Source organism: Microbacterium sp. NPDC060117 (genome assembly GCF_042729315.1).
Taxonomy (GTDB): Bacteria; Actinomycetota; Actinomycetes; order Actinomycetales; family Microbacteriaceae; genus Microbacterium.
In genome coordinates, this window is record NZ_JBHWXR010000007.1 from 1 (window position 1) to 1067 (window position 1067).

Genomic DNA, 1067 nt, shown 5'->3' on the forward strand with positions numbered 1-1067 from the left:
GTTGCTGTGACAACCAGGAGGTTGGCTTAGAAGCAGCCACCCTTGAAAGAGTGCGTAATAGCTCACTGGTCAAGTGATTCCGCGCCGACAATGTAACGGGGCTCAAGCACGCCACCGAAGTTGTGGCATTGACATTTATGGTAGGCCTTCGTGGTCCAGCCGTGTTGATGGGTAGGAGAGCGTCGTGTGGCGAGTGAAGCGGCGGAGTGATCCAGCCGTGGACGCTACACGAGTGAGAATGCAGGCATGAGTAGCGAAAGACGTGTGAGAAACACGTCCTCCGGAAGACCAAGGGTTCCAGGGTCAAGCTAATCTTCCCTGGGTAAGTCGGGACCTAAGGCGAGGCCGACAGGCGTAGTCGATGGACAACGGGTTGATATTCCCGTACCGGCGAAGAACCGCCCAAACCAATCCAGTAGTGCTAAGTATCTGAATCCCCATGACCGGATCCTTCGGGTGATGGCTTGGGGCCTAGCGTACGACCCCATGCTGAGGCGGTTAGCGTATTAACAGGTGTGACGCAGGAAGGTAGCCCAAGCCAGGCGATGGTTGTCCTGGTGCAAGTGCGTAGGCCGAGAGATAGGCAAATCCGTCTCTCATACAGGCTGAGACACGATGCGGATGAAAAGTGGGTGATCCTATGCTGCCAAGAAAAGCATCGACGCGAGGTTCTAGCCGCCCGTACCCCAAACCGACTCAGGTGGTCAGGTAGAGAATACCAAGGAGATCGAGAGAATCGTGGTTAAGGAACTCGGCAAAATGCCCCCGTAACTTCGGGAGAAGGGGGGCCACCCGCTTATACGGATTTACTCCGAAAAGGGTGTGGTGGCCGCAGAGACTAGTGGGTAGCGACTGTTTACTAAAAACACAGGTCCGTGCTAAGTCGCAAGACGATGTATACGGACTGACGCCTGCCCGGTGCTGGAAGGTTAAGAGGACGGGTTAGCTTCGGCGAAGCTCAGAATTTAAGCCCCAGTAAACGGCGGTGGTAACTATAACCATCCTAAGGTAGCGAAATTCCTTGTCGGGTAAGTTCCGACCTGCACGAATGGCGTAACGACTTCCCA

1 rRNA gene is annotated in these 1067 nt (G+C 54.9%); it reads left to right on the forward strand.

The features are described from left to right. Positions 1 to 1067 (forward strand): 23S ribosomal RNA (locus ACFWCK_RS19355); the annotation flags it as partial.